The sequence below is a fragment of the Methylocaldum sp. MU1018 genome (assembly GCF_053646775.1).
In genome coordinates, this window is record NZ_CM132195.1 from 568,298 (window position 1) to 593,481 (window position 25,184).

At 57.6% G+C, this 25,184-nt stretch carries 25 protein-coding genes; 10 read left to right on the top strand and 15 right to left on the bottom strand.

Going from position 1 to position 25,184, the window contains the following annotated elements; genetic code table 11:
• Positions 1-10 precede the first annotated feature (10 nt).
• From secB to ACWJKU_RS02705, 3 genes are all read right to left on the bottom strand, one after another.
• Positions 11-472, bottom strand: a complete 462-nt coding sequence (gene secB, locus ACWJKU_RS02695; protein ID WP_454145515.1) for a protein-export chaperone SecB — start codon at positions 470-472, stop codon at positions 11-13.
• A 52-nt stretch (positions 473-524) separates the two neighbouring features.
• A complete protein-coding gene (locus ACWJKU_RS02700) occupies positions 525-974 on the bottom strand; it encodes a rhodanese-like domain-containing protein (RefSeq protein WP_454145517.1) in 450 nt (149 codons plus the stop codon).
• Between the two features lie 116 nt (positions 975-1,090).
• Positions 1,091-1,402, bottom strand: coding sequence for an ArsR/SmtB family transcription factor (locus tag ACWJKU_RS02705; RefSeq protein ID WP_454145519.1), 312 nt, complete (start codon positions 1,400-1,402; stop codon positions 1,091-1,093).
• A gap of 287 nt (positions 1,403-1,689) precedes the next feature.
• Between ACWJKU_RS02705 and gpmI the strand changes: the two genes are divergently transcribed.
• The 5 genes from gpmI (at position 1,690) to nhaD (ending at position 8,232) form a co-directional block, all read left to right on the top strand.
• The gene (gpmI, locus tag ACWJKU_RS02710) at positions 1,690-3,225 is read left to right on the top strand and encodes a 2,3-bisphosphoglycerate-independent phosphoglycerate mutase (RefSeq protein ID WP_454145521.1); all 1,536 of its coding nucleotides are present in this window, start codon (positions 1,690-1,692) and stop codon (positions 3,223-3,225) included.
• Between the two features lie 11 nt (positions 3,226-3,236).
• Positions 3,237-4,397 (top strand): murein hydrolase activator EnvC family protein, encoded by a 1,161-nt coding sequence (locus ACWJKU_RS02715; RefSeq protein ID WP_454145523.1) that lies wholly within the window; start codon positions 3,237-3,239, stop codon positions 4,395-4,397.
• Between the two features lie 62 nt (positions 4,398-4,459).
• Positions 4,460-5,782 carry a S41 family peptidase gene (locus ACWJKU_RS02720; RefSeq protein WP_454145525.1) on the top strand — a complete coding sequence of 441 codons (1,323 nt, stop codon included), beginning with the start codon at positions 4,460-4,462 and terminating at the stop codon, positions 5,780-5,782.
• A gap of 308 nt (positions 5,783-6,090) precedes the next feature.
• Positions 6,091-6,423: a hypothetical protein gene (locus ACWJKU_RS02725; protein ID WP_454145527.1), complete on the top strand. Its 333-nt coding sequence runs from the start codon at positions 6,091-6,093 to the stop codon at positions 6,421-6,423.
• Between the two features lie 450 nt (positions 6,424-6,873).
• On the top strand, positions 6,874-8,232 hold the full coding sequence (gene nhaD / locus ACWJKU_RS02730) for a sodium:proton antiporter NhaD (RefSeq protein ID WP_454145529.1): 1,359 nt from the start codon (positions 6,874-6,876) through the stop codon (positions 8,230-8,232).
• Positions 8,233-8,273: 41 nt separating this feature from the next.
• Here nhaD and ACWJKU_RS02735 read toward each other — a convergent pair whose 3' ends face one another.
• Positions 8,274-9,578 (bottom strand): dicarboxylate/amino acid:cation symporter, encoded by a 1,305-nt coding sequence (locus ACWJKU_RS02735; RefSeq protein WP_454145531.1) that lies wholly within the window; start codon positions 9,576-9,578, stop codon positions 8,274-8,276.
• A gap of 281 nt (positions 9,579-9,859) precedes the next feature.
• On the opposite strand from ACWJKU_RS02735, the gene ACWJKU_RS02740 reads away from it, so the two are divergent.
• The 3 genes from ACWJKU_RS02740 (at position 9,860) to fdxA (ending at position 11,918) form a co-directional block, all read left to right on the top strand.
• On the top strand, positions 9,860-10,342 hold the full coding sequence (locus ACWJKU_RS02740) for a PepSY domain-containing protein (protein ID WP_454145533.1): 483 nt from the start codon (positions 9,860-9,862) through the stop codon (positions 10,340-10,342).
• Positions 10,343-10,846: 504 nt separating this feature from the next.
• On the top strand, positions 10,847-11,347 hold the full coding sequence (locus ACWJKU_RS02745; RefSeq protein WP_454145535.1) for a cytochrome P460 family protein: 501 nt from the start codon (positions 10,847-10,849) through the stop codon (positions 11,345-11,347).
• Positions 11,348-11,594: 247 nt separating this feature from the next.
• The gene (gene fdxA / locus ACWJKU_RS02750; protein WP_454145537.1) at positions 11,595-11,918 is read left to right on the top strand and encodes a ferredoxin FdxA; all 324 of its coding nucleotides are present in this window, start codon (positions 11,595-11,597) and stop codon (positions 11,916-11,918) included.
• A gap of 164 nt (positions 11,919-12,082) precedes the next feature.
• Here the strand turns inward: fdxA and ACWJKU_RS02755 are convergent, their stop codons facing one another.
• Positions 12,083-13,204 carry a methyltransferase domain-containing protein gene (locus ACWJKU_RS02755; RefSeq protein WP_454145539.1) on the bottom strand — a complete coding sequence of 374 codons (1,122 nt, stop codon included), beginning with the start codon at positions 13,202-13,204 and terminating at the stop codon, positions 12,083-12,085.
• Positions 13,205-13,422: 218 nt separating this feature from the next.
• On the opposite strand from ACWJKU_RS02755, the gene cysB reads away from it, so the two are divergent.
• Positions 13,423-14,397, top strand: a complete 975-nt coding sequence (cysB, locus tag ACWJKU_RS02760) for an HTH-type transcriptional regulator CysB (RefSeq protein ID WP_454145541.1) — start codon at positions 13,423-13,425, stop codon at positions 14,395-14,397.
• Between the two features lie 34 nt (positions 14,398-14,431).
• Here the strand turns inward: cysB and ACWJKU_RS02765 are convergent, their stop codons facing one another.
• From ACWJKU_RS02765 to ACWJKU_RS02810, 10 genes are all read right to left on the bottom strand, one after another.
• A complete protein-coding gene (locus ACWJKU_RS02765) occupies positions 14,432-15,169 on the bottom strand; it encodes a phosphoadenylyl-sulfate reductase (RefSeq protein ID WP_454145543.1) in 738 nt (245 codons plus the stop codon).
• A 162-nt stretch (positions 15,170-15,331) separates the two neighbouring features.
• The gene (gene groL, locus ACWJKU_RS02770; protein WP_454145545.1) at positions 15,332-16,960 is read right to left on the bottom strand and encodes a chaperonin GroEL; all 1,629 of its coding nucleotides are present in this window, start codon (positions 16,958-16,960) and stop codon (positions 15,332-15,334) included.
• A 44-nt stretch (positions 16,961-17,004) separates the two neighbouring features.
• Positions 17,005-17,295 carry a co-chaperone GroES gene (gene groES / locus ACWJKU_RS02775; RefSeq protein ID WP_454145547.1) on the bottom strand — a complete coding sequence of 97 codons (291 nt, stop codon included), beginning with the start codon at positions 17,293-17,295 and terminating at the stop codon, positions 17,005-17,007.
• A 1,090-nt stretch (positions 17,296-18,385) separates the two neighbouring features.
• A complete protein-coding gene (locus ACWJKU_RS02780) occupies positions 18,386-19,282 on the bottom strand; it encodes an LpxL/LpxP family acyltransferase (protein WP_454145549.1) in 897 nt (298 codons plus the stop codon).
• Complete coding sequence (locus ACWJKU_RS02785; protein WP_454145551.1) at positions 19,279-19,581, bottom strand: 3-hydroxyacyl-ACP dehydratase FabZ family protein; 303 nt, start codon at positions 19,579-19,581, stop codon at positions 19,279-19,281. Before ACWJKU_RS02785 ends, ACWJKU_RS02780 begins: the two co-directional genes overlap by 4 nt.
• Positions 19,582-19,612: 31 nt before the next feature.
• On the bottom strand, positions 19,613-20,251 hold the full coding sequence (locus ACWJKU_RS02790; protein WP_454145553.1) for a hypothetical protein: 639 nt from the start codon (positions 20,249-20,251) through the stop codon (positions 19,613-19,615).
• Between the two features lie 3 nt (positions 20,252-20,254).
• Positions 20,255-20,524: a phosphopantetheine-binding protein gene (locus tag ACWJKU_RS02795; protein WP_454145555.1), complete on the bottom strand. Its 270-nt coding sequence runs from the start codon at positions 20,522-20,524 to the stop codon at positions 20,255-20,257.
• A 20-nt stretch (positions 20,525-20,544) separates the two neighbouring features.
• Positions 20,545-21,648, bottom strand: coding sequence for a chorismate transformation enzyme, FkbO/Hyg5 family (locus ACWJKU_RS02800; RefSeq protein ID WP_454145558.1), 1,104 nt, complete (start codon positions 21,646-21,648; stop codon positions 20,545-20,547).
• A gap of 23 nt (positions 21,649-21,671) precedes the next feature.
• Positions 21,672-22,952, bottom strand: coding sequence for an NAD(P)/FAD-dependent oxidoreductase (locus ACWJKU_RS02805; RefSeq protein WP_454145559.1), 1,281 nt, complete (start codon positions 22,950-22,952; stop codon positions 21,672-21,674).
• Positions 22,953-23,125: 173 nt separating this feature from the next.
• Positions 23,126-24,334, bottom strand: a complete 1,209-nt coding sequence (locus ACWJKU_RS02810) for a class I SAM-dependent methyltransferase (protein ID WP_454145561.1) — start codon at positions 24,332-24,334, stop codon at positions 23,126-23,128.
• Between the two features lie 280 nt (positions 24,335-24,614).
• Here ACWJKU_RS02810 and ACWJKU_RS02815 point away from each other — a divergent pair, with 280 nt between their 5' ends.
• A complete protein-coding gene (locus tag ACWJKU_RS02815) occupies positions 24,615-25,157 on the top strand; it encodes a YchJ family protein (RefSeq protein WP_454145563.1) in 543 nt (180 codons plus the stop codon).
• Positions 25,158-25,184: the final 27 nt, after the last annotated feature.

A 25,184-nucleotide genomic window follows, 5' to 3' on the forward strand; every position in this document is an offset into this window, starting at 1 on the left:
CGCCATCCCGTCAGTGGCTCGTGGACGCCGCGCCTTGCGGTTGCTGCATGTGCTGCATGTACAGGGCGTCGAAGTTTATGGGAGCAAGGAGCATGGGCGGGAAGCCGCCCTTGGTCACGAGGTCGGAAACCACTTCGCGCGCATACGGGAAGAGGACGTTCGGGCAGTAACTGCCGATCAAGGGGCCGAGTTCCTGCTCGTCAAAGCCCGCTATCGTGAAAATGCCCGCCTGGCAGACTTCCACCAAATAGGCGGTTTTCTCCGCGAGTTTGACGGTTACGGTCGTGGTGAGGCTGATCTCGTACAGGTTGTCCTGAAGCTTTTGAGCGTTGCTCGACAGATTGAACTCGACCTGGGGTTCCCATTTGAGCGTAAACACTTCCGGCGAATTCGGCGTCTCGAACGAGACATCCTTGACGTAGATCTTTTGCAGGGAAAACTGTCTTTCCGGCTGATTGTTCGCTTCGGTCATGGATAATCCTTGATTCTTTTAATTCTTGCAGTTGTATAAACGTAGGGGCGAATTACTTGCTGTTCCGCTTCTTTACGACGGGGTAGTTTTGCTCTCCCCACGCCAGCATCCCGCCTTTCAGTTCGAAGACGCGGGTGAAGCCCAGCCCGCCCAATTTTTTGCAGGCCTGGGGGGATCGAGTACCGGACTGACAGGTCACGATGACGGGATTTTGCTTGTAGGCTTCCAATTCGCCGGCCCGCTCCTCGACCTTGCCCAAGGGGATGAGTTTCGCGTTCTCGATATGGCCATTGGCGTATTCGTGGGGCTCGCGCACATCGACGATCACGGTATTTTCGTTGTTCATCAAATTTACGGCCTCCGCAGGCGAGACGACTTTGTGCTTGCGAAAGGCGCTGTCGATGAAATCCTGAATCAACAAAATCGTAACGATGAGCAAGCCGCTGGCCATGATCCAGTGGTTGCCCAGGAATTCCAAGAGGCGGTCTAGTGTGACAGTCATACAGAAAATTCAGCTCCGGCTAAAGTTGAAGGCTGTGAAAAAACTCTTGCGAGGACTGGCTCCGCTCTCCGCGGATTCGTGCTTCCGGCGCGGGTCTTTTCACAATCTCCCGGTGATTAATGATGGCAAAATACTTCTTTCATCAGCTTGATCAGTTGCAACGTGCGCTCGTCATCCACGTAATAGTACACGCGGTTGGCGTCTTTTTTACAGGCGAGAATGCCTTTGTCGCGCAGAATGCCTAAATGCTGGGAGATATTGCTCTGGGTCGTGCCGACCTGCTCGACGATGTCCTGGACGCTGACCTTGTTATTGCCCAAGGTGCATAGAATCTTGAGCCGCAACGGATGGGACATGGCTTTCAGGCAATAGGCGGCCTGCGCGATATCGGCATCTTCCGTAATCAATATCTCGTGTGATTTGGTCATCGGAGGTTTCGCAATGTAAGGGTATGTGCGCTCTTCAAGCGGTATGGCCGAGCAACACGAACGTGCAAAAAAAAGTTAAAATACCGTTCAGTTTTTCCCTGTGCCTAAGCGTATGGCGCGCCACTCTCGGATTCACGTTTATCCGGTGATATCGAATTCAAGGTCCTTCTCATCCTGCGCAAGCGGCAGCTGATCCATAGGGCATTTTTGATTCTCTTGCAGGGGGCAATAAGGCTTCTTTTGCCAGGCAAACACGCAAAAACCGAGTAGGAGATTATACTTTGAAGTTGAATCGTCCTAAACCCGTTGTTCTCATCATTCTGGACGGTTTCGGCCATAGCGAAAACCAGGATCACAACGCTATCGCTCTTGCAAAAGCCCCGACATGGACGAAGCTCTGGCAAACTTACCCGCATACGTTGCTCGATTGCTCCGGCGAAGTCGTCGGTTTGCCCGACGAACAAATGGGAAATTCCGAGGTGGGACATTTGCATCTGGGCGCGGGCCGACTGGTCGATCAGGATTTTACCCTCATCAGTAAAGCCGTAAGGGACCGTTCGTTTCACGCCAATCCGGTTCTCTGCGGAGCCGTAGAAAAAGCCGTTCAAAACGGCAAGGCGCTTCATATTTTAGGACTGCTCTCGCCCGGCGGCGTTCACAGCCACGAGGCGCATATTCGGGCCATGGCGGAACTCGCGGTCGGCAAAGGGGTAAAACAGATCTACGCGCACGCCTTTCTGGACGGGCGGGACACGCCTCCCAGAAGCGCGGGCGACTCGATCCGCCGCATGGATTCGAAATTCGCCGAGTTGGGCGCCGGCCGGATCGCGTCCATTATCGGGCGCTTCTACGCCATGGATCGCGATAATCGCTGGGAGCGCGTTCGGCAGGCCTACGAACTTATCGTGCAGGGGCAGGCCGATTATCGGGCCGAAAGCGCGATCGATGGGTTGATGCAGGCCTATGCGCGCGGGGAGTCCGACGAGTTCGTCAAGGCCACGTCGATCGTTCCGGACGGCGGAACGCCGGCGACTCTCGACGATGGCGATGTCGTCGTTTTCATGAATTTTCGGGCCGACCGCGCCCGTGAATTGACGCGGGCGCTCAACGAACCCGATTTTTCGGAGTTTCACCGCGAAACCGTCCCGAAGCTCGGCGAGTTCGTTACGTTGACCGAATATCACCAGGACTTTAAGTTTCCCGTCGCTTATCCGCCGCAAAACGTGACCAATAGCCTCGGAGAAGTATTGTCGAAACACGGTCTAAAGCAGCTGCGGCTGGCCGAGACCGAAAAGTACGCTCACGTCACGTTTTTCTTCAACGGCGGCATGGAAAAGCCGTTTTCGGGGGAAACGCGCATTTTGGTGCCGTCGCCCAAGGTCAAGACCTACGATCTCAAGCCGGAAATGAGCGCCCCCGAAGTGACGGACGAATTGGTCCGCGCGATCGAGTCCGGCGAGTACGACGTCATCGTCTGTAACTACGCCAATGGCGACATGGTCGGGCATACCGGTAATCTGGAGGCTGCGATTCGGGCCGTGGAAGCGCTGGACCAGGCCTTGAGTCGGGTTGTCGGCGCGCTGGAAAAGGTGGGGGGGGAATTGCTGATTACGGCCGACCACGGCAATGTCGAGCAAATGATCGACCCTTTGACCGGCGAGGTTCAGACGGCGCATTCGGTCAATCCGGTACCGCTCGTTTATAAAGGGAAAAGCGGCGAACTGAGCGATGGAGGCAATTTGGCCGACGTGGCGCCGACGCTGCTCGCGATTATCGGGATCGAAAAGCCTCGGGAGATGACCGGACGCTCGTTGTTGGCCTGAGGTTTGCCGTCTTGTCCCGTCACCGAGTCTCGCGCGTTTTATGTCTGGCCGTGGCGTTCAATGTGTCTTGCGCGCGGGCGGCCTCGGAACAAACGAGCCGGACGGACGAACTCGGCGCGGTCCGGGAGCGGATCGAAGCGGTGCGGAAATCTCGGGATGCGCTGGAATCGCGCAGGCGCGCACTGGTCGATCAGTTGAGCGCCATCGAGCGGGACTACGGGCATCTGGCGAAACGGCTTAAAGAGCTGGAAATGAAAGCGCAAGCCCAATCACGGCATCTGAGCGATCTGGAGCGTCAGCGCAATCGATTGCAGACGGCCGTAAAAAACCAATACAAGTCTTTGGCGGGACAGGCGCGCGCGGCATATGCCGCCGGTCGGCAGGAATGGCTGAAGCTGGTGCTGGACCAGGAAGATCCCGCCCGGCTCAGTCGTGTGTTGGCTTATTACAATTATCTGAATCAGGCCCGAGCTTCATTGTTGCAGGGGATGCAAAAGGATTTGGAGGCCGCCTCGCAATTGCACCAGGAGGTATCGGCCGAGGCGAAGCGGCTGCAAAATACCCGAGAGCAGGCGGCCAAGGAGCGCATGGCACTGGACAAGTCCCGGCAATCCCGGCGGGAGGTTTTGGTCGGTCTGGAGCACGGTCTTCGAGACAGGGAGGCTCAGTTGAAACGGCTTCGGGAAGATGAGGAACGCCTGCAAAATCTGGTCGCTGCGATCCGGCCTTTGGCGGATGAATCGAAGCCCGCGCGAAATTCGTCGGCCGGCAAGGGACCCTTTGCCACCCTTTACGGTCAGTTAACATATCCGGTGAAGGGGGCGTTGCTCGAACAATTCGGCAACCCGCGGATGAGCGGCCGCTGGGATGGCGTAGTCATTGGCGCGCCGGAGGGAACGCCGGTATACGCCGTGGCGGCGGGCAGGGTCGCGTACTCCGATTGGCTGCGAGGCTATGGATTGCTGACCATCATAGATCACGGCGACGGATATATGAGCCTCTACGCCTTCAATCAGAGTTTATATAAGAATGTCGGAGACTGGGTGAGCGGCGGTGATATCATCGCAACGGTCGGCGCTAGCGGGGGGCGTGCGGAGCCCGGACTTTATTTCGGCATCCGGGAGAAAGGAAGGCCGGTAAACCCGAGGCTGTGGTGCAGCCGTGGCGATTAATGCTTTTTTTTACGGATCGATTGAATCCCTTGTTCAGGGTGTTTTTTGTTGTAGGAAAATCTATGTTGCGACAAAGAAATTTTCTGGTTCTGATCCTGGGCGTTCTGCTCGGAATTTTGATCAGTACGGGCAGCAGCGTGCTTGCCGAGCGCGAAGTCGGCGGCGAGGCGAATGCGATACCTTTCGAAGGATTGAAAACCTTTTCGGAAGTTTACGGGCGCATCCGTCAGGATTACGTCGAGCCGGTAGCGGACCAGAAACTGTTGGAGGATGCCATTCGCGGCATGCTGGCCGGTCTCGACCCTCATTCGGCGTATCTGGATCAGGAGCAGTATAACGAGCTCAAGGTCGGCACCACCGGACAGTTCGGCGGGTTGGGCATCGAGGTCGGAATGGAAAACGGCTTCGTGAAAGTCATCGCGCCCATCGACGACACGCCCGCGCAGAAAGCGGGCATAAAAGCCGGCGACCTCATCATCCGGCTGGACGACAAGCCGGTGAAAGGCATGAGCCTGAATGACGCGGTCAAGTTGATGCGCGGCGAACCGGGCAGCGAGATCGTTTTGACCGTCGTTCGCGAGGGCGTCGAACAGCCGCTCAAAATCAAGATCGTACGCGATGTCATTAAAGTCAAAAGCGTGAAAAGCCGGCTTCTCGAGGAAGGATACGGCTATCTTCGCATTACCAGCTTCCAGTCGAAGACCGGGGACAATGTCATCGAGGCCATCAACGAACTCAAGAAAGGCGGCGACCTGAAGGGCGTGGTGCTGGATCTTCGCAATAATCCGGGTGGGGTTCTCAATGCGGCGGTGGCGGTCAGCGACGCCTTCTTGGAGAGCGGATTGATCGTTTACACCGACGGCCGCGTCGAAGACGCTAAGATGCGATTCAGCGCGACGCCGAATGATGTCTTGAACGGTGCTCCCATCGTCGTGCTGATCAACTCCGGCTCCGCATCGGCTTCGGAGATCGTGGCCGGCGCCTTGCAGGACCATAAGCGCGCCATCATCATGGGCGAAAAGACCTTCGGCAAAGGTTCGGTGCAGACGATCTTGCCCACCAGCAATGGCGGCGCGGTCAAGCTGACTACGGCGCGGTATTACACGCCTTCCGGACGTTCGATACAGGCTGAGGGCATCTCTCCGGACGTGCCGATCTCGAAAGTGAAGTTGGAATTGGCCGCCCAGTCCGAGTTTTCTCCGATCAAGGAAGCCGATTTGGTTAATCATCTCGAAAACGGCAACGAAAAAACGCCGAAGAAGGATGAAACCAAAGGCGGGGATAAGAGCGAAGAGGCTTTGGCCTTGCAGGATTATCCATTGAATGAGGCGCTCAACCTCCTGAAGGGCATCAACATCATGAGGTACGTTAACAAAAAGAACTGAGCGGCCGAATTCGATGCCATCGGTCGGCGCTCTTCCGCGCCATCGACTTGAGCGAAGCCCCGGTTCTTCCGGGGTTTCGCTTAAAGCCAGGCGGATACGAGGATTGGACCGGGCGTAGCCTGAGCATGGCTGCGGATTCGCGAAAACGGGAGCGTCTCCTGCATGTGGGTAACGCGAATTTCGCCAAAACCGTAACGATCGGCCAGCGCATCCATTTGGCTTTCGCTAAGATCCTCCGGCGGTTTCCCTGGCGCTTTCAATGACGGGAAAACGACCCGATAACCCGGCATCTTGCGGGAGGAAGGGTGTTGTGGCGGAACCGCGCCGCAAACCGGCTGCCCTGCGTCATCGTTTCCGCGAGTAAGGGCTCGCGGCCGGCGCTTGATAGGGCAGGGGCTGAAAAAATCCCTTATCCGCTCGATTTCTTCGAGGTCCAAAAGGAGGTCGTCCTTTATGGCGGCCCATTCGTCCTCGACCATCTCGGTAAACTTTTCCTTTCCGAGTTCATTGACCAGGATTTCGATTCGCGCTTTGAATTTGTTGTCGCGACGCCCGAAGCGGTTGTCAACGCGGAGAATCGCTTCCGGATTAAGACAACAAGTGCTTTTTCTCGAAGAACGGGCGTATCTTGGCGCCGATGATCGGTGTCCGTCCAGCGAAGAGGGCGGAATCGATCTTCGCTGAGTTCTCCTTTCAGAAATCGCTCGGTTTGACCTCTAAATTGGGCGATGCGCTCATTCACGAAGGTCCGGTCGTAATTGTCGTACGGGTACTCGTTTGGAAAAAAATCGGTTTGCGCTTTGCGCTACGCGGGAGGAAAGCCTGAGCGATTCGGTAGGAAAAACCGGAACCATGACATGAAAACGTTAATAGGAAAAATAATAAAACTGGATATATCTATAAATTTAATTTATACCAGATGCCCCTGTAAGCGCCGTCCCGACGCCGCAAAACCGGCGTGCGGAAAAGCGTTTGGTTATTCATTCACTCCCCCTTCCTTTATATAATGCGTGGCTGCTTTGACTGGGGGATCGTGCTGCTTGACGGCAGTTGCGTAGACGTTTTTCAAAAACATCGAAGAGGGCTTAGCTTTGTTACGCGCATTCGTTTTACTCTCGCTGCTATTTCTTTTGCCCGGCTTGGCCTCGGCCGAAGAATCGGACGTTTTGGGCTTGACCGGTACGCAACGGGGTCTTTACTGCGTATTCGTCTTCATTATCGCCTATGCGTTCGTGATGACCGAAGAATTTACCCATTTGCGGAAATCGAAACCGGTCATTCTCGCCGCCGGCATCATCTGGGCGCACGTGGCTTATCTGGCGGCCAGCAACAACATCCCGCCGGAGAAGGTACACAAGGCTTTCGAGCATGACCTGCGCGAATACGCCGAGTTGTTCCTGTTCTTATTGGTGGCCATGACCTACATCAACGCCATGGCCGAGCGAAACGTTTTCGAGGCTCTGCGCTCCTGGCTGGTGAGCCGCAAGTTCGGATATCGCAAGCTTTTTTGGATCACCGGCGTGATCACATTCTTTCTGTCCTCGGTGGCGGACAATCTGACGTCCGCGCTTTTGGTGGGCGCCGTGGTCATGGCTGTGGGCGCCAACAGTCCCCGCTTCGTGGCTTTGGGCTTCATCAACCTGGTGAGCGCGGCGAACGCGGGCGGCGCTTTCAGCCCCTTCGGCGATATCACTACGCTCATGGTCTGGCAGGCCGGCAAGGCGGAATTCTTCGACTTTTTCGCACTGTTCATCCCGTCGATGGTGAACTTCGTCGTACCCGCGGCGATCATGCACTTCGCGATTCCGGACGAAGCGCCAAATTTCCCTGAAGAGGAACAGATCAGGATGAAGGACGGCGCCCTGATCATCTGCGGCTTGTTCGCCCTCACTATCATGACCGCCGTCAGCTTCAAGCAGTTTCTGCATCTTCCGCCGTTCCTGGGAATGATGGTGGGACTCTCCTATCTCATGTTCTACGGCTACCGTCTGAAGCTGCTGCACAGCGCCGACAACGGAAGGTTTGATGTGTTCGCCCATGTTCGCGATGCGGAATGGGACACCTTGCTGTTCTTCTTCGGTGTGGTCTTCGCGGTCGGCGGTCTGGGCTACATCGGCTATCTGGAATTGGCTTCCGCGGCCATGTACGACGGCCTCGGGGCGACGACGGCCAATATTCTGATCGGCGTGCTTTCGGCCATCGTCGATAACATCCCGGTCATGTTCGCGGTCCTGAGCATGAATCCCGATATGGACATTTACCAGTGGATGCTCGTGACCTTGACCGCCGGCGTGGGCGGAACCATGCTGTCGATCGGTTCGGCGGCGGGTGTGGCCCTCATGGGAACGTCCCGCGGCATGTACACCTTTTTCAGCCATCTGCGCTGGACGCCCGCCATTATCGCGGGTTACGCCGCGAGCATCCTGGCTCATTATTGGATCAACGGCTGACGCCGCTTCGTCCCATCGAAAAGGCGTGGCCGCAGCAGCGGCTACGCCTTTTTTTCTTGTTCCGGCAGCCCGCCCTTCTCCCAGGCATCGAGCAAAATCGCCACCAGTATGTCGGCGAGCACGTTCACTCCGGACCGGAGTCGCGCGAGGATCCAGTCGACCGGGGCGATCAACGGTATGGCGGCCGCTACGACCGTTTCCGGCAGGCCCGAAGCGCTCAGCACCAGCGGAAGGATAATCAACCCCGCTTCCGGAATTCCGGCGATGCCGATGCCTCCCATGAGCGCCGATAGCACGATGATCGCCTGTTGCCCGACACCAAGCTCGTAGCCCAAGGCCTGCGCGAGAAACAGTGCCGCCATGGCTTCGTATAGGGTGATGCCGTCGTTATTGAGGTTTGTGCCGGCGCAAACAGCGATGCGGGCAGACGAGTCCGAGACGTTCAGGCTTTGCAGGCAACGCAGGGTGACGGGCATGGCCGCCAGGCTGCTGTTCGCCGACAAGCCGGTCAAAATGGCGTCGGCGCCTTTCTTGAGGTAGACGTACGGCGATTTTCCGCCCGCCAGCCATGCCGCCAAAGGATAATAAAGTAGACCGTGAAGACCCAGTCCGAGGCTGATTACGCCGAGAAATCCGCCCAGTTCGGCGAAAATTGCCAGGCCGGTTTTTCCCACTATTTGGGCCACGAGACCGAACACGGCGAACGGAACGATCTCGACGACCCAGGCCAGTGCCGTGGCCAGGAGTTGATAGACCGACGACACCAAACCTTCGAGCGGCCGTATGTCGGCGATGTCGCTCTCGCCCTGACGGTCTTTGAGCCAGCGCAGGGCGGCACCGAACAGCAGAGCGAGCAGAACGACCGAGATCACGTTGTTGCTGGCGAGCGGCTCGATCAGGCTTTGAGGAATATAGGCGCCGACATTCTGCAATGGGTTGAGCGACGCGGTCGCCGGCGATTTCAGGCTGGCCGGAGCGGAGCTTCCGGAAACTTGGGCGGTAAGTTGCCCGATCCGGTCTCGCCATGCCATTCCCGGCTCGATCGCATTCATCAGGAGTAATCCGATGGCGCTAGCCACCGAGACGTTAATGAGGCAAATCGCCACGAGCCGTCTTCCGCTTTTTGCGGAGATTCGGGTTCGCGTAAACGCATCGAGAATGGCGAAAAGGATGAGCGGCACGGCGAGCGCCTTGAGCAGCCGGATCACGAGCATTCCGAGTTGGCCGAGATGATCGTTTCCAAGTCCCCAAAGATAGGCTTCGTCGCCTCCCGCGACGCCGAGCAATGCGCCTAGGACGACGCCCATCAGTACGCGTACGGACAACGGCCATCGTTTGTTTTTCATGCTTAAATTTCCGGTTCGTTCGAAACCGCGGCGCCGGGCAGCTCGAGGCGATGCTTCGGAGAGTTCGGCATAACTCGCGGCTCAGAGATTACTCAAATCCGCATAGCGTACTAGGGATTTGCCCCGATTGACGGTGCTTTCGTGCGTTGTTTTCATGAATGAGCCGAAAGATCTAAGGATTTCCCGGAGCCGGTAGCCGCCAAGACCGCGCGAGTAGCGATCCGGCGGCCAAATGCAGCGAATGGCGCAGTTCCATTCATCGGACAAGGAGGAGTCGAATCATGCGCTTTATCATCTTGGGTTTGCTGGGGCTTGCCGGTCTTGCAGGCTGCGACGGATCGGGAGGCTCGGCCGAGAAGAATGTCTCTCTGGATCAGTTGCCGCCGGCGGTAAGAACGACGGCAGACAAGGCGGTGCCCGGGGTCAAGTGGGAGAAAGCCGAGACGGAGACCGAACGTGGACAAGCGATTTACGAACTGAAGGGATTTGACTCGTCGAACCGAAAGGTGGAGGTCGAGGTAACTCCCGAGGGAACGCTGATCGAGGCCGAGACCGAGGTTCCCTTGGAAGAAGTCCCGATTGTCGTCCGCGAAGCCTTGAAAGCAAGGCAGCCCAATTTCAAACCGGAAGAGATCGAATCGGTCACCAAAGGAGTCGGCCCCTCGGGGTATGAGTTCGAAGGACGGGATGAAGGAAATAAAAAGATCGAGATATTTGTTTCGGCGGATGGAAGCCAGGTGACTGTCCAGGAGGCTGATGACTGAACGCTCCGTTTTCTGGCTTGTAAGGCTTTATGGCGTCTCGCATGGGCCTGCCGATCAGCGGCAGGCCGGGGTGCCCGAACGGAGCGAAAGCCGGTAAGGTTCGTTGCCGCGGATGCGGCGCCAAGTCAAAACCGTTCCGGCGAGAAAGGTTGCGTGAGCCAGGCTTGTTGCATATAAGATGTATTTCGCGCTCCTTATAAGCCGGCAAACGGTTCCGTCAACATGCGGCCGCTCTCGCGGAATGCTCCGATCGGGCAAAAGATCGCACCCGTACGGGCGCGTTAAGACGGATTCCGTATAAAGTCCACCGAGCATTCACAGATGTTCCGGACGACCCTGTCCCGGCCGATTTCGCCGCAACCGGCACAGGACGCGTGAAGACAATGCTGCCGGCGGATTCCGACGTTCGGTAAGCAAGATTCCCTTCGTCTAACCGAAATACTGGCGGTACCTGCATCCGTTTCCGTTTGGCTTTTTTTTCGATTCTCAGAGGAGATTTCTGCTGTGAAGAAGGTTTTGATGATTTTGGGGGCTGCGGTCGTTGCGACAGTTGCTTGGGCGGAGCAATCCGATGTGGCGCCTTCTCCGAACGGGATTACGATTCCGCAAAATTATAAGGATTGGCGGTTGATCGCGGTTTCCCAGCGTCCGGAAACCGGTACTCTCCGGGCCATTTTGGGCAACGATATCGCCATCGAGGCGGGCCGGGCGGGAAATACGAAGCCTTGGCCCGACGGATCGATACTGGCCAAGCTGGTAGTGAAGCAAAAGAATCATCCTAGATTTCCGACGGCCCAGGTACCGGGCGAATTCGTCCATGCCGAGTTCATGATCAAGGATTCGGTCAAGTATGCCTCGACGGGCGGCTGGGGTTTCGCCCGCTGGCTGGGGGAAAAACAGGAGCCTTACGGAAAGGATGCGAATTTCGTCCAGGAATGCGTCGGCTGTCACACGACCGTCCCAAACAACGATTGGGTATTCACCGGGCCGATGAAACTGCCCTGAATTCCAGTATTCGGAGATGGCCGGTTTTCGCCGGAAAACGGCGGGTCGTTTGGGAATTGCCCCGCGTCCATGTAAAATGCGCCTCTTGATTTTTTAAGGGGCGGACCGCCGCGCTCCGGTTGCAAGGCAGGTCGGACGGGTTCTCTTTTGCGGGGTGGCAAAACTGCATGCGTCGGGAGCCGAGTCTAATAACGAGCGAAACAGGCTGTTACCCGAGTAACTCATACAGCTTACAGGAAAATTTGAAATGACTTTCGTAGTAACTGAAAACTGCATCAAGTGCAAATTCACTGACTGCGTCGATGTATGCCCGGTCGACTGCTTTCATGAGGGGCCGAATTTCCTAGTCATCGATCCCGATGAATGTATCGATTGCACTTTATGCGAGCCTGAATGCCCCGCGAACGCGATTTTCTCCGAGGATGAGGTCCCGGAGGGGCAAGAGCGGTTCATCCAGTTGAATGCCGAACTTTCCAAGGTGTGGCCGAGCATCACGGAAGTCAAACCCGCCTTGGAAGATGCGGATGAGTGGAACGGCAAACCGGACAAGATGCCATACCTGGAAAGATAATTTGAAATCGCCGCCGGTAAGCGCGGCGAATTTGTGCGGCGAGGATTCGGCGGTTCGTTTTTTCGTCGTGCAGACCGAAAAGGTTTCAACCTACTCGTCGAAGGCGCTGTTGAAGACAACAGCGCTTTTTTGTCGTGAGCGAGCGGTTTCGAATAGAGCGCGCATCAGCAACAGCCGCCGCCTTCGCAATCGCTCACGACCTGCCGTCCGCCCTTGGAGATCTGAACCGGTCGGCGTGTGCCGGGAGGAGCGCACCAGGCCATCGGCTCCTGCAAGACATGCGGTTCGACGCCGATGAAGTCGTCCTTGTAAGGCCCTTCGGTGATCGTGCGGAAAGTGCGTTCGCATACGGCGATGCGCTCGCCGCGCGGAAAGACGTGTCCTTCCTCGTCGCGGACTTCTTCGTAGGGGCCGCGGTAAATGACCGCATGTCCGCGATCGATGCAATCCTTGCCGTCACCTTTTACCGCGGTCACGGTGGCCGACCGGAATTCGATGCCTTCGATCGTCCGCCACGGCGCCGCATCCCATTTGTCCAGCTTCACGGCGATGAAGCCCGCCTCAACCCATGCGTTCAAAAAATCCTGTTCCCGGAACGCGCCGGAAATGCAGCCGCTCCATAGATTCGGATCGGCTTTGAGATGGGCGGGCACCGGTTCGTCGGAAACGATGTCTGCCACGGCGATCCGCCCGCCGGGTTTGAGTACGCGGTAGATCTCGCGCACCAATTGACGTTTGTCGTTGTCGTCCACCAGATTGAGGACGCAATTGGATATGACCAGATCGACCGACCGGTCCGGAATCAGCGGACGCGTGCGGCGCTGGGTCGCTTGCCAGGCTCCGAGCGCGGCGAGGTCCTCGGCAGTCCGCACCGGATGCCGTTTCAAATGCTCTTCCATGGCGGCCAGGTCCAGGGCCAAGTCCTGGATATAGCCTTTCACGAAACGCACCCGATCGCCGCCCAGCTTGTCCGCCATTTCGGCCTGATATTTCCGGGCGAGCGCCAGCATCGCGTCGTTCATGTCGACGCCGATGACCCGGCCCCCGTCTCCCACCAATTGGGCCGCCATGTAGCAAATCTTCCCGCCCCCGGACCCGAGATCGAGCACGATATCGCCTTCCCTGACGTAGCGGGACGGATCGCCGCAGCCGTAGTCCTTCTCGATGATTTCCTGGGGCAGGAGCTTCAATAACGTCTTGTCGTAATCCACGGGGCAACACAGGGCAGGTTCCACCCGTTGCGCTCCATCCGAATAACGCTCCAAAACGCTCGTTTCGACATGCATGGTCCGAGTTCCCTGTATGTTGTTGAAGAATCGCTTGTACGATGTTCGACATCGATTCAGCGTGTTACGCGAATATTCGCGCCTGCCGAGATTCCGGTCCGATCGAATGCGCTTTTGGACGGTTCGTTTTGCCGCCGAAAGCCGGGCTTACCAAATGGCTCTGCCGGAAAGAGTATAATTTTCATTTATCTATCACTCGGGATGAAGCCGAAGACGCCATGAAATTGCAGCAATTACGCTACATTTGGGAAGTTGCGCAGCATGAATTGAATGTTTCCGCCACCGCCGACAGTCTTTATACGTCGCAACCGGGAATCAGCAAGCAAGTCAGGCTTTTGGAAGACGAACTCGGGCTTCCGATTTTTGCGCGGAACGGCAAGCACCTGACGGAAATCACCGCGGCCGGCAAACAGATCGTGGCCATTGCCGGGGAAATCCTGGGCAAAGTGCAGGATATCAAGAACATCGCGCAGGAGCATCGCGACAATAAGGTCGGCTCGCTGTCCATCGCCACCACCCATACCCAGGCGCGTTACGCGCTTCCTCCCGCAATCAAGGAATTCATGCGCCGTTATCCCGGCATCAAGCTCAATATAAACCAGGGCACCCCGATGCAGATTTCGGAATTGGCATCGCGAGGCGTGGTCGATATGGCGATCGCCACGGAGGCTCTGGAACTCTTCGAGAATCTCGTCATGCTGCCGTGTTATCAGTGGAATCGCTGCATTCTGGTGCAGCAAGGACACCCGCTGGCGCAAAAGGCGGAGTTCACCCTTCACGATGTCGCCGAATTTCCCATCGTGACGTACGTTTTCGGTTTCACCGGACGCTCGCAACTGGACCTGGCGTTCGAGAAGGCAAATCTGCATCCCCAGTTGGCTTTGACCGCGGTGGATGCGGACGTGATCAAGACCTATGTGCGGCTGGGGCTGGGAATCGGAATCGTCGCCAAGATGGCGTACGATCCGGTCGCGGATGCCGATCTGATTCCGCTCGACGCCAGCCATCTGTTCGGCCTGAGCACGACCAAGATCGGACTGCGGCGGGATATGTTCATCCGCGGCTTCATTTACGAATTCATCCGTTTATTCGCGCCGCATCTGACGCGGGAACTGGTCGAACAAGCGATGGCCCAGCGGGAGCAGAGAGACATCGATGCCTTGTTCGAGAATATCGCATTGCCGGTGCGTTAGTTCTCGCGAGCATGCCCGGTTTCGCTGTCGACCCTTAACGTTTTTCGGCCGTTTTCAGATTCCCGGCATGCAGGCCGCACTCCTTTTTTGCGGCGTCCTCCCACCACCAGCGGCCATCGCGCTCGTGCTGATTGGGCAGAATCGGCCGGGTGCACGGTTCGCAGCCGATGCTGACGAAACCCTTGCGGTGCAGTTCGTTGAACGGGACATCGTAGGCTTCGATGTGGTCCCACACTTGCGCCGACGACCAGTTGGCCAGCGGATTGAATTTGATCAAACGATGATCGGGCGTCGAAAACACGTCGTCCAACTCGATCTCCGCCAGATTTTGCCGAGTCGGATTCTGATCGCGGCGCTGGCCGGTAATCCAGGCGTCCAGTCGACCCAGCTTGCGCCGCAGCGGTTCGACTTTGCGGATGCCGCAGCATTCGTGATGGCCGTCCTTGTAGAAGCTGAACAAGCCCTTTTCTCCGACCAACGCCTCCAACTGTGCGCGCTCCGGCGAAAGAATGTCCAGCCGAACCGGATATCGCTCCCGAACCGTTTCGATCAATCGGTAGGTCTCGGCGTGCAAGCGACCGGTATCCAAGGTAAAGACCTGGATGCCCGGTTTGAGCTGGCTGGCCAGGTCGACCAATACCACGTCCTCGGCGCCGCTGAAGGAGATGGCGATATTGTCGAACCAGGTGAGCGCCGTCTTGAGAATGACGCGGGGATTTTTTCCGGCCAAGTCGCGTTTAAGCTGATCGAGATCGAAGGATTCGGTACTCATGTCGTGTCGATGGAGAAAAATAACGCGTAAAGTAACACATGATGCCGATCCTCAAAAATTCTAAAAATTACTTTTAATATAGAAAAAAAGGATAAGACCGGATAAAAAAAGCCCCGCCGTTTCCGGCGGGGCTTTGATGTCGTCGACCGCGGAAACGATCGATTACATCATGTCTTCCATGCCGGCGCCCGGCATGCCGGCAGCCTTTTCCTTCTTCGGCTGTTCGGCCACCATCGCTTCGGTGGTGAGCATCAGGCCGGCCACGGAAGCCGCGTTCTGCAATGCGGAGCGGCTGACCTTGGTGGGGTCCAGAATACCCATTTGGATCATGTCGCCGTATTCGCCGGTGGCGGCGTTGTAGCCTAAGGTGCCTTCGCCTTCCTGAACCCGGTTCAGGACAACGGAAGCCTCTTCGCCCGCATTGGTCACGATTTGCCGCAGCGGCTCCTCGATCGAACGGCGCAGGATGGCGATGCCCACGGTCTGGTCGTGGTTCTTGCCTTGCAGGTCCTTCAGCGCTTTTTGGGCGCGGATGAAGGCCACGCCGCCGCCCGGCACGATGCCTTCTTCGACCGCGGCGCGGGTCGCGTGCAGCGCGTCTTCCACGCGGGCTTTCTTTTCCTTCATCTCGACTTCGGTCGCCGCGCCGACTTTGATCACGGCGACGCCGCCGGCCAACTTGGCCACGCGCTCTTGCAGTTTCTCGCGGTCGTAGTCCGAGGTGGTGTCTTCGATCTGCTTGCGAATCTGCTCGACGCGAGCCTTGATGTCTTCGGCCTTGCCGGCGCCGTCGACGATGGTGGTATTTTCCTTGTTGATCTGAACTTTCTTGGCGTTGCCGAGATCGCCCAGATCGACCTTCTCGAGGCTGAGGCCGAGCTCTTCGGAAATGACGCGGCCGCCGGTCAGGATGGCGATGTCTTCCAGCATGGCCTTGCGGCGGTCGCCGAAGCCCGGCGCCTTGACGGCGCACACTTTGATGATGCCGCGCATGGTGTTGACCACCAGGGTGGCCAGGGCTTCGCCCTCGACGTCCTCGGCGACGATCAGCAGCGAACGGCCGGACTTCGCCACTTTTTCGAGCAGCGGCAGCAAATCGCGGATGTTGGAGATTTTCTTGTCGTGCAGCAGGATGTACGGGTTTTCGAGCTCGACGCTCATGGTTTCCTGCTGGTTGATGAAGTAAGGCGAGAGATAGCCACGGTCGAACTGCATACCTTCGACGACGTCGAGTTCGTTGTCCAAGCCGGAGCCTTCCTCGACGGTGATCACGCCTTCTTTGCCCACCTTGTCCATGGCGTCGGCGATGATCTTGCCGATGTTCTCGTCGGAGTTGGCCGAAATGGTGCCGACCTGGGCGATCGCTTTGCTGTCGGTACACGGCTTGGAGAGCTTCTTCAGCTCTTCGACGACCACGCCGACCGCTTGGTCGATGCCGCGTTTGATGTCCATCGGATTCGCGCCCGCGGTCACGGACTTCAAGCCTTCGCGAACGATGGCTTGGGCCAGAACGGTCGCGGTGGTGGTGCCGTCGCCGGCGACATCGGAGGTTTTGGACGCGACTTCTTTCACCATCTGCGCGCCCATGTTTTCGAACTTGTCTTTCAGCTCGATTTCTTTTGCCACGGAAACGCCGTCTTTGGTGACGGTCGGTGCGCCGAAGCTTTTCTCCAGCACGACGTTGCGGCCTTTCGGACCCAGGGTCTGCTTCACGGCGTCGGCCAGAACGTTGACTCCGGCCAGCATGCGTTGACGGGCATCATCGGAAAAACGGACTTCTTTCGCTGCCATCAGTGAATTCCTCCAAAAATCAGTCTGAACGTTAGGGTCGTGGATCAGGCTTCGAATACGCCCATGATGTCGTCTTCGCGCAGCATCAGATATTCGGTGCCGTCGATTTTGACTTCGGTACCGGCATATTTGCCGAACAAGACTTTGTCACCGACTTTTACATCCAGTGCGCGCACCTGACCGTTATCCAGGATTTTGCCGTTACCTACGGCGACCACTTCGCCTTTGATCGGCTTTTCCTTGGCGGTGTCGGGAATGACGATTCCGCCCGGAGAGGTTTTTTCTTCTTCCCAGCGCTTTACGACGATACGGTCATGCAGGGGACGAATTTTCATGATGACTGTGTTCTCCTTGAAGAGGTTTGATTCTCGAAAAACCACAATAGTGTGTTAGCACTCTCTGACGAGAGCTGCTAACAATATAGTGATGTGAATTCGGTTTTCAAGGGGTGCAACATGAAATTTTGATTACGGAATCGCGCGGCCTCTAAAAGTCGTTCCCCGTCGCCGGCTGGCCGATCCGGGCACGGAACTCCTTCAGGATCGGCCCGACCACGGCGGGCAGCAAAAAGCCAATCTGAACGGGACCGCGCGAATCTTTCGGTACGCTGTTCAGATTGGCTGAATTGAAGGCTGAGGATCTCTCAGGGGCTGGTTATGCGTTTCAATTAACAGTGGTTTCTGGGTACGCCCGGACAGGCCGGCGCTTGCCTTTCGTATTTACCGGCAGCAAAGGAAAGGCCGGGTGTCGGAGGTTACCGTTCCTGGAACTCCAGAGCAATTACCGCCGCGCTCCGTAACGTTAAATGGTCCTGGAGGCACGGAAAAGGCGCCCTGAAAAATGGGCCAGTCCCCACCGCACGTATAACACTGGGTACACGCTACCGCCGTTTGGGCGTTGCTCGTTGCAACGCCTGCTGCAATCGTTGGAGCAGCCAGTTGCTGGGTTGTCGGTTTTGGCGCGCTTTGTATTTTGTCCGTATCCTCGGGCGTCAATTTGGGGGTCTCAGCCGCTTGCGTGCCGAAAGCGATCGACACAAAAAAAGCTACCGATCCAAATGCAATCAATGCTCGTTTCATTGCTGATCTCCTTTCACATAACGTTGGATAGCCCCGGTCTTTTTTTCGGAATCCTTGCCGGTTGAAGTTTCTATGACTTCTGCTTTGGGCGATTGGTTCTCGGAAATTCGACCGGTTCGCGGCGCACGGACTCCCCGACATGAAAAACTGGCCGGCCAACCCTCTTTGATTCATCTGTGCGGCGTTCCGGACGAATCCGGCGGAGCGCGGAGCCGCCGGGGCATCTTTCCCGGCGTCGATGACCTTCAATCCATTGCATTGGCAAGGGACTCGATTGCGGAGTTTTGAACGATCGGGAAGCTTCAAGCGCGGCGGTAGATCAAATCATGAGATCGCGGTGCCCGCGCTATCCGCTCTTATCCCAAAAATCATAAAAATTGAACCAGTTGTAAGGTGCCTGGCGGCAGTAGTGTTCCAGCCGGTCGGCGTAATGCTGCATGTACTCCCGGATCTTTTCGTCCCGGTTTTTTCGGGAATATTCCACGCGCTCGGCCAGCAGTTCGAAATGCACGTCGTAATCGGCGCCGCCTTTATGGAGGCAAAAAAACAAAATCACCGGAGCCTTGAATAAATTCGCCAGCAGCACGGGGGCCGCCGGAAACCAGGCCTCCTCGCCGAGAAACCGACACAAGACGCGCTTTTCCCCGTGTACGCTGCGGTCGCCCAGCAGAGCGACCACGCCACCCCGGGCGATATGATCGTCGAGCCCCAGAAGGGCGTTCGCGTTACCGACGGGAACGATGTCCTTGAACAGGTCCGGGTTCAGCGCCCTGAAAATGGCGTTGATCTTGGGCGAATTTTCTCCGTAGACCAGCGACTTGACGGCAAGTCCTTTGTGCCGAAGCCCGAGGCCGCGAAGGATTTCGAAGCTGCCGACATGGGCGCCGACCAGAAGGAATCCTTGTTTGTCCGAGGTCAGCCGCTCCAGCAGGTCGAATCCGTGTATCCGGATTTGAAAGAATTCGTCGCGTTCGGCGAACACGAACACCCGGTCGAGCAGCGCTTCGGCGAAGGTGTGGTAGTGGCGGAACAGTTCCCGCCCCGACGCCGCTCTACCGAAGATGCGCGCGAGATAGGCGGCGGAGGCTTGGCGCGAGCGGTCGGCAAAAACCAAAAAGTATGCCGTGATGGGATAGAGCAGGGCGCGGGCGATCGGCCGGCCGAGGCGCAAGGCGATCCACACGATCGTGCGCAGCCAGAAGCCGGTGCTGCGTTCTCTTTGGGTAATCCAGTTGCGGCTCATGGGACGATGGAGGCGAATAGCAGGCGCCCCTGGGCGATGCGCCTTTCGCCCGACCAGCAGTCGAATTTCACCGAGTATTCGCCGCTTTCGGCGAAGCGAACCCGGCACGGTTCTCCGGGGCGGAGCAGCGCAAGAAATTTTGCGGCGGGAATGCCGGCGAGACGGAAGCCTGGCCGGGCCATCAGCCAGAGACGGGCGATCTCGTCCAGGATCACTACGCCGGGTATCACCGGATTATCCGGGAAATGGCCGGGCAGGGCGGGGTGGTCCGGAGATACGGTGAAGCTCGCCTCGATCATCGCGTACCGTTCGGTTTCGCTCGGCGGGCGTTTATTTCTCGATCGCCGAAATCATGCCCGAGCGGGCGATGGTGGCGATCAGTCGGATGATGGACGGATGGCTGTGATGCCGATAGCGGATGCGCCGATAGATGTACTCGGACACGAAGAATGCGGCGACCAAGAGATAGTTCACGGAGTTGGTGAACAGGAGAAAGGTTTCCACCGGCGCGAACAGGGCCAACAGCGCCGATTCCAGAACCGACAGGCAAAAAAAGATGGTCCAGGCCCAGGTGAGATGACGGGTGTAAATCTGCAAATCGTCGGGCAGCACGCCCCGTTCCAGTCGGGCGAACCGGGTGATCAGCGGCTCCTGTCCCGGAGCGAGCGTCGACAGGAACAGTCCCGCAAGCATCAGGCTGATACTGATCGGTGAAAGATAGATCAGAGCATCCGGCCGAAGATAAAAGACCGGCAGGCAGAGGCCGAATCCCGCGGTGAGCGGCCAGAGACGGCCGAGCGTTTTCGTCCGGCCGCCGCTCGATAATCGGGCGGCGATGGAAATGGCCGCCAACAGCGTGAAATCGACGAGCCCGAACCAGACCGGCGGCACGTCCAGACGTAGGGCGGCATAGGAAAAAACGGGAAACAGCGCCGCCAGGCTCAAGGATGAAACCGTCCTGATTCTCATGCCTTATTTCACGCGGCGCTTCTCGATAGTGCCTGCCAGCGCCCGGAGCGAGGAGAAAATGTTGGTGACTTCCGGGTCGTCCGATTTGACCTGAAATCCATATTTTTTGGAGATGACCAGCGACAGTTCGAGCAGGTCGATGGAATCGAGCCCCAACCCGTCCCGGTACAGGGGCTTTTCCGGTTCGATGTGCTCGGGCGCGGCTTCGAGGTTTAACGATTCCACGATCATCCGTGATACTTCGAGTTCCATCGGGGTCAGTTGAGAGATCATAAGCTATTGATATTCTATGGTTAAATCATCGATGCCGAGCGGCTTGCTTCGGATTGCGGACGGGGTAGGCGAATGACGCCTTCGATTTCCAGCAACAGGTCTCGCCGGCAAATATCGCCTTCGAGAAAAATGACCGGGCACGAGGGATGTAAGGTTTCTGCCAAAAGTTTCTTTGCGATGCCGAAATGTTCGTGATGGCGTAGGTAAACCTTCAGCATGGAGTCCTCGCCCAAGTCGTCGAGCTTGATTCGGGGCCGACCCAGTTCGCTCAGCACGGTTTGAATGTTGGCCAGAGTTTCCCGCAATTGCCCGGCCGCATCCTCGGGATGCAGCGTTTCGTGTCCGACTATGCTGGCGGTCCCCGATAGATAAAGCTGCCGTTCGCTGCCGAAATCCACCAGCGCGGCGCGCGAAAAAGACGGACTGCGCGGCCCGTATTGTAGCGGATAGCGGTAGGCGCTGATTTGGCGCGGATTTTCGATTCGCCGCACGGGAGCGCGGGCGGCCAGGAAATAAATTCGCAGCCCTTCCGTTCCGGCGCCGATCGCGCTGGCGGCGGGCAAGTCGTGGTCGAATGCGTAATCGGCTTCGGCGAAAGCCTGGTATCGGCCCAGGCAAAACCGTTGATAGTTCTCGAGCCCCATCGGTTCGGCGTTGATCCGCGGAAGATAATTCCACATGCGAATAATATTCCGATATCCCGAGGCGCGGGCCAGATCGAGTATCCGGCCGTATGCCCGATAGGCCAGGGCTTCGGCGGAGTCTTCCTCGTGCTCGCGGAGGCAAAGGCTGCCGAACAGGATGTCCCCGTTAGAGGCGTGGCGTATGCCTCGATGCTCGTCATACGTCACCGGCGACGGGCTGAGCCACGCTTCGCAGAGTTTTGGTTCGCCGAGGCCGCGCATGGGCAGCGTTAGAATCGGATACGCCGCGTCTGCCGCCGATTCGGGAAAATCGTCGAAGCCGATCACGCCGAGCAAGGACGTTTCGCCGGTGCGGGTCAACCGGTCCAAGGTTTCGGCAGGAAACAGTCCGAGACGGACGGGCGGATCGAGTTTGGCGCGCCGCCATTGCGGAACGCCCGGGCTCGCATCGAAAGAGCCCTTTCGTATTGACGCAATCATGTCGGACGTGTGGGCGACGAGCTTCAGGAGGCGATGTTTTGGCGTCTGCGCTTATGGGCCGCGTAGTTGTTGAGCGGGTCGAGCAGGCTTTTCAAATAATAAATAGCCTTGAACATCATGAGTTTGGGAGCGATCGGGGTGTTCCGGAACAGATCGCCGGCAAGCAGCGAGATGATCCCTTCCTTGATCCGGAATCTGTTATTGGGATGGATGATCAAGTCCCGCATGGCCGGCGTGGTGATGCGGTAGATGAACCAGGAAAACGTTTTCAATCCGCGGCGCACCGATTTTTCGTACTGCTCGAGGCGCCGCTCCGCAGTCTCCGGATCGCGCAGGACGCCATCCACGGTTTCCGCGCCCGAAACCGCGCCGTATAAGGCGAGATGCACGCCGCTGGAAAATACCGGATCGATGAAGGCGAAAGCATCGCCGATCAGCAGGTAATTCTTGCCTTTCATGCTTTTCGATCGATACGAATAATTGCCGGTTGCGGTGACGGGCGACACCAGCCGGGCGTTTTTCAGCCGAGCTTGCAGCAGGGGGCATAAGGCTATGGTATCGAAGAAGAATTGTTCGACCGGCGTCCGGCGGCCTTTCAGATAATAAGGCCAGCAGACGGCGCCCACGCTCATGAGATCTCCCCTGAGCGGAATCATCCAGAACCAGCCGTGATCGAACCAATAAATGCTGATATTGCCTTCTTCCCGGCCGCTTCTTCGTTCGGCGCCCTCGAAGTGGCCGAAAATCGCGGCGCTGCTGTGCTTTTTGTTGCGCGCTTTGGTTCCGAGCCGATCCGCCATGAACGTGTCGCGGCCCGAGGCGTCGACCAAAAAACGCGGTTGCCAGACATGTTCCGCGCCGTGTTCATCGGTGGCCCTGACCCGATCCACGCGATCTTCGCGGAGATCCACGGAAGTCACGCGGCAGCCTTCGTGAACCTCTGCGCCCTTGGCTGCGGCGTTTTGCAAAAGAATGTGATCGAATTCCGAGCGCTTGACTTCGAAGGCATACGGATAAGACTTGTCCAGCGCCTCGCTGAACTGGAAGGCCGAGCGCTTGCCGTGATACATGGAGTCGAACTCGGCGGCATATTTGCGGAGGCCGATTTTCTCGACCTCGTCCAGCACGCCCAGGCGCTCCAGATAAGGGAGGCTCAGCGGCAACAGCGATTCGCCAATATGAAACCGCGGATGTCTGTCCTTTTCGGCGAGCACCACGCGCCAGTTCTTTTCGGCCAGCAGCGCCGCGATCGACGATCCGGCCGGTCCTCCCCCGATGACCAGCACATCGCATGATTTGCTCATATGAGAATTTTTCAAATTATTAAAGTCGAGCCCCCTAAGATGGATAAGGATAATCTGCAAGATTCGTGCTGCCAAGCCGGGCTTGCGGCGGAGCGGGCGCGAGCGGAGCCGGCCGTTCCGTCCGTATGAACCGTGCCGAATCGGTTATGGCCGTTCTCGGACGCATCCTTGTCTCACCGATCCGCCACAAGATAGTTTCGCGTGATCGGCACGACCCCGTGCTGTTTCGCGAATTGAAGCTGAAAAACCACCATATCCCGCCAGAGGAAAGATCCCCCGCACGAGGCCAGATAGAACTCCCACGTGCGGGCAAAGCGTTCCCCCATCCGTTCCACCACTTCTTCCCGATGGTTCTGAAACCGTCGAAACCATTCGCGAAGGGTGTACGCGTAATGCTGCCTCAGCACCTCCAGATCGGTCAGCATCAGGCCGGAACGCTGCATGGCCGGCGACAGTTCCGAAAGTACGGGAATATACGAGCCGGGAAAAATATGGCGCCTGATCCACGGATTGGGCGGGCCATTCTTGTTGGCGGCGCCAATGGTATGGAGCAGCGCGATGCCGTCGCGCTTCAGCATGCGCTGTGTTTGCCGGAAGAAATCCGGATAGTGGCGAACGCCGACGTGTTCGAACATCCCGACACTGACGATCCGGTCATAGTCTCCGACGTGCTTCCGATAATCCTGGAGGCGGAAGCGGACCTTGTCTTGAAGCCCCTGACGCTCGGCTTCGGCCTGAGCGACGCCGAGTTGTTCCTTGGAGAGTGTCAGTCCGGTCACGTCGACATCGAACTGCCGGGCGAGATAAATGGCCAATCCTCCCCAGCCGCTGCCGATATCGAGAACGCGCATGCCGGGCTGTAGGCGCAGTTTTCGGGCGATGAGCCGGCATTTGGCGAGTTGGGCGTCTTCGAGAGTTTGTTCCAGCCGTTCGAAATAGGCACAGGAATAAAAAAGGCGCTCATCCAAAAATCGCCGGAACAGCCATTCGTCGAGATCGTAATGATGATTTACGTTGCGATAGCTATGGGCGATGTCGTTTCCGGTCTTGACGATGCGGTGCAGCCATCGGCGGGCATGCGTATAAGGCGAGGACACGAGCCCAGATAAGTTCCGCATCATGACTTCCAGAAACGTCGGCAGGGCGTCGGGCGACCCCGCGTCCCAGCCGCCTTCGACATAGGTTTCGCCGATTTGCAGCTCCGGATCCCACAGGATGCGGCGCAAGATCGTCGGATCGTGGATATTCCAATGTGCCTCCGGATGTTCGTCTCCGAAGCGGTAGCTCGGGCTGCCCGAGACATGGAGATGAAGAGCGCCTTCCCGAATGTGCCGGGCCAGCAGCCCCGTAAGGTTCTGGTGCAAAAGTTTTTCCTTCGCCATCGGTTTTAACTCCTTGTTTGCCGCCGTATCTAAAACCTAGCCGAATCGTCCCGTTCGCCGGATGGCGATTTTGCCGACGGCGAAAGAAACGAATCGGTCGAGCGCGCACTCTACCTGGCCGGCTTCTATTTGACCGGCCGGAAATCCGAATATTTATATAACATGCAATCCCGCCAGGCGGCGACAAAGGCCGGCGAGCCGTCCGTCGTGTTAAAATCGGCGCCTGATCGTTCAAGTCCGGAAGAATCCCGGCGCACCGTCGAATGTCGGCGGATAGCCGATGTCCAGTCAATCAACCCGCACTTTTCAGAACCCGGTGAACACTCCCACGACTTGCCCCTGCGGCTCCGAGAAGTCCTTCGACGCGTGTTGCGGCCCTTATCTGGCCGGGCAATCGGCTGCGCCCACCGCGGAAGCCCTGATGCGTTCGCGTTTTACCGCCTTCGAACTGCGCGATGCCGATTACCTCAGAGAAAGCTGGGATTCCGGCAAACGGCCGGCCTCCTTGGATTTCGAAGGCGACAGTCGCAAATGGTCCCGTCTCGAGATCGTCGGAACCGTCGGCGGCGGCGAGAACGACGAGCGCGGTGTCGTGGAATTCAAGGCCCGGTTCGAACTGGGCGACGACACCTATCTGATCCACGAGGTCAGCCGGTTTCACCGGGTATCGGGGCGATGGGTTTATCTGGACGGCGCCATCCATTATCACGGGAAAATCGCCCATAAGGGCGAGATTCTCCGCAATGCGTCTTGTCCCTGCGGCAGCGGCAAGAAGTATAAAAAGTGCTGCGCCGGTTCGGCGAAACGCGCGGGCAGGGCATGACTCCCGTCGTGCCGGGGCGACGCAATG

Coding starts and splice junctions, on each gene's coding strand:
- ACWJKU_RS02755 (WP_454145539.1), bottom strand. CDS start 13,204: ATGCATGTCGAAACGAGCGTTTTGGAGCGTTATTCGGATGGAGCGCAA.
- ACWJKU_RS02735 (WP_454145531.1), bottom strand. CDS start 9,578: ATGAAAAACAAACGATGGCCGTTGTCCGTACGCGTACTGATGGGCGTC.
- cysB (WP_454145541.1), top strand. CDS start 13,423: ATGAAATTGCAGCAATTACGCTACATTTGGGAAGTTGCGCAGCATGAA.
- ACWJKU_RS02740 (WP_454145533.1), top strand. CDS start 9,860: ATGCGCTTTATCATCTTGGGTTTGCTGGGGCTTGCCGGTCTTGCAGGC.
- ACWJKU_RS02800 (WP_454145558.1), bottom strand. CDS start 21,648: ATGATTGCGTCAATACGAAAGGGCTCTTTCGATGCGAGCCCGGGCGTT.
- secB (WP_454145515.1), bottom strand. CDS start 472: ATGACCGAAGCGAACAATCAGCCGGAAAGACAGTTTTCCCTGCAAAAG.
- fdxA (WP_454145537.1), top strand. CDS start 11,595: ATGACTTTCGTAGTAACTGAAAACTGCATCAAGTGCAAATTCACTGAC.
- ACWJKU_RS02790 (WP_454145553.1), bottom strand. CDS start 20,251: ATGAGAATCAGGACGGTTTCATCCTTGAGCCTGGCGGCGCTGTTTCCC.
- ACWJKU_RS02805 (WP_454145559.1), bottom strand. CDS start 22,952: ATGAGCAAATCATGCGATGTGCTGGTCATCGGGGGAGGACCGGCCGGA.
- ACWJKU_RS02785 (WP_454145551.1), bottom strand. CDS start 19,581: ATGATCGAGGCGAGCTTCACCGTATCTCCGGACCACCCCGCCCTGCCC.
- groL (WP_454145545.1), bottom strand. CDS start 16,960: ATGGCAGCGAAAGAAGTCCGTTTTTCCGATGATGCCCGTCAACGCATG.
- ACWJKU_RS02815 (WP_454145563.1), top strand. CDS start 24,615: ATGTCCAGTCAATCAACCCGCACTTTTCAGAACCCGGTGAACACTCCC.
- ACWJKU_RS02700 (WP_454145517.1), bottom strand. CDS start 974: ATGACTGTCACACTAGACCGCCTCTTGGAATTCCTGGGCAACCACTGG.
- ACWJKU_RS02720 (WP_454145525.1), top strand. CDS start 4,460: ATGTTGCGACAAAGAAATTTTCTGGTTCTGATCCTGGGCGTTCTGCTC.
- ACWJKU_RS02810 (WP_454145561.1), bottom strand. CDS start 24,334: ATGGCGAAGGAAAAACTTTTGCACCAGAACCTTACGGGGCTGCTGGCC.
- groES (WP_454145547.1), bottom strand. CDS start 17,295: ATGAAAATTCGTCCCCTGCATGACCGTATCGTCGTAAAGCGCTGGGAA.
- ACWJKU_RS02795 (WP_454145555.1), bottom strand. CDS start 20,524: ATGATCTCTCAACTGACCCCGATGGAACTCGAAGTATCACGGATGATC.
- ACWJKU_RS02765 (WP_454145543.1), bottom strand. CDS start 15,169: ATGAGTACCGAATCCTTCGATCTCGATCAGCTTAAACGCGACTTGGCC.
- ACWJKU_RS02780 (WP_454145549.1), bottom strand. CDS start 19,282: ATGAGCCGCAACTGGATTACCCAAAGAGAACGCAGCACCGGCTTCTGG.
- ACWJKU_RS02705 (WP_454145519.1), bottom strand. CDS start 1,402: ATGACCAAATCACACGAGATATTGATTACGGAAGATGCCGATATCGCG.